The sequence below is a fragment of the Aliivibrio sp. S2TY2 genome, from assembly GCF_028765525.1.
GTDB classification, from domain to species: domain Bacteria; phylum Pseudomonadota; class Gammaproteobacteria; order Enterobacterales; family Vibrionaceae; genus Aliivibrio; species Aliivibrio finisterrensis_A.
Window position 1 is genome coordinate 282,118 of the sequence record NZ_JARACS010000005.1, and the last position, 6,221, is coordinate 288,338.

At 36.8% G+C, this 6,221-nt stretch carries 5 protein-coding genes; 4 read left to right on the forward strand and 1 reads right to left on the reverse strand.

Features of this window, described 5'->3' with window-relative positions; all coding sequences use genetic code 11:
- Window positions 1–43: 43 nt before the first annotated feature.
- From PVK63_RS10840 to PVK63_RS10855, 4 genes are all read left to right on the forward strand, one after another.
- On the forward strand, window positions 44–376 hold the full coding sequence (locus PVK63_RS10840; RefSeq protein WP_130045420.1) for a tRNA-binding protein: 333 nt from the start codon (window positions 44–46) through the stop codon (window positions 374–376).
- A gap of 171 nt (window positions 377–547) precedes the next feature.
- On the forward strand, window positions 548–2,116 hold the full coding sequence (locus tag PVK63_RS10845; RefSeq protein ID WP_274440448.1) for a methyl-accepting chemotaxis protein: 1,569 nt from the start codon (window positions 548–550) through the stop codon (window positions 2,114–2,116).
- A 214-nt stretch (window positions 2,117–2,330) separates the two neighbouring features.
- Window positions 2,331–3,839, forward strand: a complete 1,509-nt coding sequence (locus PVK63_RS10850; RefSeq protein ID WP_130048306.1) for an alanine/glycine:cation symporter family protein — start codon at window positions 2,331–2,333, stop codon at window positions 3,837–3,839.
- 136 nt (window positions 3,840–3,975) lie between these two features.
- Window positions 3,976–4,512, forward strand: a complete 537-nt coding sequence (locus PVK63_RS10855; RefSeq protein ID WP_274440449.1) for a DUF924 family protein — start codon at window positions 3,976–3,978, stop codon at window positions 4,510–4,512.
- Between the two features lie 387 nt (window positions 4,513–4,899).
- On the opposite strand, the gene PVK63_RS10860 is transcribed toward PVK63_RS10855, so the two are convergent.
- Window positions 4,900–6,075: a hypothetical protein gene (locus PVK63_RS10860; protein WP_274440450.1), complete on the reverse strand. Its 1,176-nt coding sequence runs from the start codon at window positions 6,073–6,075 to the stop codon at window positions 4,900–4,902.
- Window positions 6,076–6,221: the final 146 nt, after the last annotated feature.

A 6,221-nucleotide genomic window follows, 5' to 3' on the forward strand; every position in this document is an offset into this window, starting at 1 on the left:
AATGTAAACGTTAACACTAACTTAGAGCTAAGGATAAAGTAAAATGGAAACAATTGCATACGGTGATTTCGCAAAATTAGATATTCGTGTTGGTAAAATCACAGACGTTAAACGTCATGAAAATGCAGACAAACTTTACATTGTTCAAATCAATGTAGGAGAGCAGAGCCTTCAAACCGTTACGAGTTTGGTTCCTTATTACACTGAAGACGAGCTTTTGGGTAAGCAAGTGGTTGTGCTGTGTAATTTAGCAAAAGCAAAAATGCGCGGTGAAACCTCAGAGTGCATGTTGCTGTGTGCAGAAACAGAAGATGAAAGCGAAAGCGTATTATTAACTCCAGAGCGCTTGATGCCTGCTGGCGTTAAAATTGTCTAATTTGCTTAAGTAAGCAAAAACATAAGCCAAGTTTACCTTCTTTTTGGTGAGCTTGGTTTATTTATTAACCATTTATTATGCCATATAAAAATATAAATTGGAGTGGATTAATTGGTCATACCTTCCTAAGTTAGTTAATGATTAACTAATAATATAAAAGGTTGGCTATATATGGATTTTAAAAATGGTTCTTCAAAGGAAGTGAGATATCCACCAAGTTATAATTTACTCTCTGTCACCAAACCAAGCAGTCATATCACTTATGCCAGTAAAGAGTTTTGCGAAGTAGCAGGTTACACGCAAGAAGAGTTGATAGGACAGCCTCATAATATGGTAAGGCATCCAGACATGCCTAAAGCTGCATTTGCCAATATGTGGGGACACTTACAAAGTAATAATTCATGGATGGGAATGGTAAAAAATCGTTGTGCTAATGGCGATTATTATTGGGTTGATGCGTTTGTTTCACCAATTTCAGAGAATGGACAAGTCATTGAGTATCAATCTGTTCGAACTTGTCCTAAAAGAGATTATGTTGATAATGCAGAAAAGATATACGCTCAACTTAACGCAGGAAAAACCCCACTTAAATTAAAACTGCCCAGAACTCGCTTATGGCAACGTGCTGCTATTGCGCTTATTATTCCCGCTATTTGTGCTTTTGCTCTTGAGCAATTTGTTCCTAACGCCGGCGTTCCATCATTATTCCTTTTTGCAATAACTTCTTTTTATATGATGACTCGCCGATTAGAAGCGTTAAGCAAAACAGCACGGGGTATCTTTAATAATCCATTAATGGAGCTTGTCTATAATAAAAAGGTTGATGATATTTCAGAAATAGCACTTGCAATGAAAATGTGTCACTCAGAAACAAATGCGGTTTCTGGGCGTATCCAAGATTCGAATGAGCAAGTGACTGCTGCAATGGAAGAGTCATTCCAAAATCTGGATACCATGTCAACACAGCTTGATTCGCAATCGATGGAAGTAGAGCAAGTCGCTGCTGCCATTAATGAAATGCATTCAACTGCGCATGAAGTAGCAAGAAATGCACAAAATACCGCATCAACAACCGATGAAGCGAAAGTTGCCGCACAAGAGGGCATGGTAGAAGTAAAATCTACATTACATGCCGTTGATGTGTTAGCAAATCAGTTAGATGAAACGTCAGTATCTGTTAGAGAGCTTGAAGCAAATACTAATACCATTGAAAGTGTACTCACCATAATACAAGGTGTGGCAGAGCAGACCAACTTGTTAGCCCTTAATGCTGCAATTGAAGCTGCACGAGCAGGTGAGCAAGGGCGAGGTTTTGCAGTGGTTGCAGATGAAGTTCGTCAACTTGCACAGAAAAGTCACGATTCAACCACAGAGATTCAAACCGTTATTAATTTAATTCGTACAGGAACACATACCGTTGTGGAATCTATGAGAGAGGGAGAGAAGCTTTCGGCGGATTGTATTGAGAGTGCGAAGATCTCAGCTGATAAGTTGGAGCAATTATTGACAGAAATCACCGATATATCCGATCAAAACTCTCAAATAGCCACGGCAGTTGAAGAGATGAGCAATGTATCAGAAGACATGAATAATAACGTTCAATCTATTAGCCAATCGACTCAAGAATTATCGATATCAACAGCGGCTTTAGTTCAAGAGAGTCAGGCTGACAATGGAGGCTTGATGGATAATTTACTTTCTCAAAGTAAGTTAGCAGAGCAGTTTAGACATACTGGGTAATAGGACAAAATATAGTTTTTTGAATACCAACACAAAGCATTGTTATTTTTCATCTTGTTGGTGCTTTGTATTGCACCTATCAATGTAAATTGAAATATAGTGCTTTGATTCACACTTTTCTATCTTTCAGAAAGGATATTGTTAACTTGTTGTTAAATCTTGCTGTATGGTTGGTTAAATAAAAAATCAATCCATAAACTAAAAAGGATTTTATATGCAAGGTATCGTTGATTTTCTCAATGGCATAATTTGGAGCCCAGTATTGATTTATCTCTGCTTGGGCTCTGGTTTGTTTTATTCTATACAAACTCGTTTTGTACAAGTTCGTCACTTTAAAGAAATGTGTCGTTTGCTGGTATCAAACAAAGAATCAAGTAAGGGGATCAGCTCATTCCAAGCGTTGGCGGTATCACTGTCTGGACGTGTAGGTACGGGTAACATTGCTGGGGTTGCGGCAGCCATTGGCTTTGGTGGTCCGGGAGCCGTCTTTTGGATGTGGGTCGTGGCTTTCTTAGGGGCAGCAACCGCTTATGCTGAATCAACCTTAGCGCAAATCTATAAAGAAGAAGACGAAGGCCAGTTCCGTGGTGGTCCGGCTTACTATATTGAAAAAGCGATGGGTCAAAAATGGTATGCGTGGATCTTTGCCATTGCGACTATCTTTGCTTGTGGTGTGTTACTTCCGGGTGTGCAATCAAACAGTATCGGTAATGCAGTAGAAACAGCATTTGGTACTGGCGGCATGATTGATACTGGCTTAGGCGTATTTAGTTTTGCGAAGATCTTAACGGGTTCAGTGATTTCTATCATCCTTGGCTTTATCATCTTTGGTGGTGTTAAACGAATTGCTCACTTTACTCAAATTGTGGTGCCGTTTATGGCATTGGCATACATCATTCTTGCATTCGTTATTATCCTACTTAACATCTCAGAAGTACCTACTATCTTTAGTATGATCATCGGCGATGCATTCACACCGATGGCAGGCTTTGGTGCTGCAATTGGTTGGGGTGTAAAGCGTGGTGTTTACTCAAACGAAGCCGGTCAAGGTACGGGTCCTCATGCCGCGGCGGCAGCAAGTGTTGATCACCCAGCACAACAAGGTTTGGTTCAATCATTCTCTATCTACATTGATACCTTACTGGTTTGTTCTGCTACCGCGTTTATGATCCTTATCACAGGTGCTTATAACGTTCACGGCAGTGGCGAAGAGGTATTCTTAGTACAGAACCTTGCAGCAACCGTTGGCGCGAATGGTCCAATGTTTACGCAAATGGCAATTGAAAGCACACTGCCGGGCATTGGTAAAATCTTCATTGCTTTTGCACTGTTCTTCTTTGCTTTTACTACCATTCTTGCTTACTACTACATTGCAGAGACAAACATTGCTTATATCCGTCGAACTCTAAAAATCGATGGCATGATGTTTATTCTTAAAGTAGTTCTAATGTCAGCGGTGTTCTACGGCACCATTAAAACCGCCAACCTTGCGTGGGCAATGGGTGATGTTGGTGTTGGTTTAATGGCGTGGTTAAACATTGTCGGTATTTTGATCATCTTCTTTATGTCTAAGCCAGCACTAAAAGCGCTAAAAGATTATGAAGATCAGCAAAAACGCGGTGTAACCAACTACACGTTTGATCCAGTAAAATTGGGTATTAAAGGGGCAACGTATTGGGAAGGCAAGCTAGAGCGAAACAAAAATAAATCAAAAGAGAAGTAATCACCTAGTTTGATAACCAATAAAATAACGCCATCCTTTGTGATGGCGTTTTTTATAGATATAGAGGGTGCAAATTATATAGATCTGAATTACGTGCTATGTTGATATACAAGTATGAGCATAAAAGGAGAATAATATGTATCAAGAAGTCATAAGTTTCTGGTTTAACGAGCTTGAACCGCCGCAGTGGTGGCAAAAAGACGAAGCGTTAGATGCAATCATTAAGGTCCGTTTTAGCTCATTGCATCAACAAGCAAAAGCAGGTGAACTCTCTGAATGGCGTACAACGGCATTGGGAAGTCTTGCTGAAATTATCCTGATTGATCAGTTCTCTCGTAATATTTATCGCGATACGCCTGACTCATTTGCGAATGATCCTCTCGGTTTGGCGCTTGCCCAATTTGCGATATCAAAAGGCTTTGATGCTGAGTTATCTCAAACTGAGCGTGGTTTTATGTATCTGTCATTTATGCACAGTGAATCTCAGGCGATTCATATTGAGGCGGTAAAGTTATATGAGAAGCTCGGTAATCCATACAACTTAGAGTTTGAGCATAAACATAAAGATATTATTGACCGTTTTGGCCGCTACCCACATCGAAATGCCATTTTGGGTCGAACATCAACCGATGAAGAAATTGAGTTTTTACAACAACCAAACTCTAGCTTTTAAACCAGTACTATAAACGTTAGTTTGTGCAATCTATGTACTAAATTAATTACAGAACTATCAATAAATTAAGCGCTAAGTAGACATAAACTGCTTGGCGTTTTTTTTGGTGGATTTATAAAGAAAGTATAACGAAATAAGACAGCGTTCTGGTATGCTGTGTGGCATAGAAATACGAACCACTTTCTGGTTATTGATTGGTTATATCCACTTGTTTTTTTTGGGTATAGGGGAAAGTGATGGGTATATTTAAATGTTATATTTTTTATTAGGATAGGGGGCTGTCCTTAAATTCTATCACAATAGAACTATGTTTATAGTATTAGTTTAGAGGGTTATTTAAGTAAAATGATACCCTCTGATTTACATCTTTTAAAAAAACATCTTTAATTATAGTAATCCTTTCTGATGATTTATTTGTCCATTACTTAGTTTAAGAGAGATATAGTTAATACTATTTATATCTTTGTCTTCTAAAAGAGCATAAATAATATTGCATGCTTTTATTTTAAACGATCTTTTGCTATGGAAATATTTAATTGATGAAGCAGATGTCAAATCTAACTCATATAGTTTTTTTGATATATAGAATTCATTTGTTAATCTATACTGTAGGTTGATTTCACTAATTAAATGGCAGGCTTCCAGAGCTAGAGATAAAGATTCATTGAATGATTTTGGTTCAGTCATGTAATGTGATGAACTTGTTAACTTAGTGAAGCTAGATAAGAGATTATATTTTTGTGTTTCAGTTAATGTTGGTACTAAAGGTAAAATAATTTCTCTTTTTGATAAGTGGCAAATGCTAAGGAGTAAGTCTCGTATCCCATTCAAATTTCGTAAAATATCAAAAATATCAAAAATATCAAAAATATTAAAAAGAATATTAGAATCATTGTTTGTGTAATGTGTGCCTTTATAAATTAAATCACCAAACTCAAGTTTTTTTATACTTTTAACTTGACAGTTATTCAATAACAAACGTACTGAAGAACATAATGTATATATACTAAAGTCCTCTGAACCTACATTCTTTATTTCATTTAACGTGGTATTGAAATTATTAATTAGTATAAATAATTCAGAACTTTCCATTTTTGAGTCTAAAGTATCAGAACCATTAGGGTACGTTAGCTCAAATAGAGCATTTTGATTAAAGCATTTTAATGTAGGATTAGCTATTTCAAATTTATCAACAATCTTACTAAATACTTCCGATAATTCAGCTCGTTTTTGTATAGATAGTGCCGCTTTTTGTTCTTTCCACATTTGTTGTTGTTTTTTTTCAAGTTTCTCGCGCCGAAAGCGTTCTTCTTTAAGCTCTTTTTGTTGTTTTATTTCTTCTTCTTTTCGCTCTTGTTTTTCGTTCTTTTGTTCCTTTCTTAGTTGGTGATTTTGTCTAATCGCAAAAGCTAGTGTGGATATTGTACCGATTGAAGCAACCCAAGTAGCTATGTCACCTGTTTCCATTTTATTATTTATGAGTAAGTTTATGATATGCCCGAACAAAATGCATCCAATAAAAACACCACAAAAGCCAGCAAAAATGAAAAGTAAGTAGTTCACACCGATAGCCTATAGAGAATAAAAAAAGATATTATATAGGCGTAAAGCTTCAGTGTAACCTAACTATTTAGTTTTATCGTTAATTTGATATATGCAACTAACTTGTTGTTATTAAATATGTAACTTGAAAGCAAAAATATAACAAA

Excerpts from the sequence above, each read along its gene's own strand:
- PVK63_RS10840 (WP_130045420.1), top strand. The coding sequence starts at position 44 with ATGGAAACAATTGCATACGGTGATTTCGCAAAATTAGATATTCGTGTT.
- PVK63_RS10845 (WP_274440448.1), top strand. The coding sequence starts at position 548 with ATGGATTTTAAAAATGGTTCTTCAAAGGAAGTGAGATATCCACCAAGT.
- PVK63_RS10850 (WP_130048306.1), top strand. The coding sequence starts at position 2,331 with ATGCAAGGTATCGTTGATTTTCTCAATGGCATAATTTGGAGCCCAGTA.
- PVK63_RS10855 (WP_274440449.1), top strand. The coding sequence starts at position 3,976 with ATGTATCAAGAAGTCATAAGTTTCTGGTTTAACGAGCTTGAACCGCCG.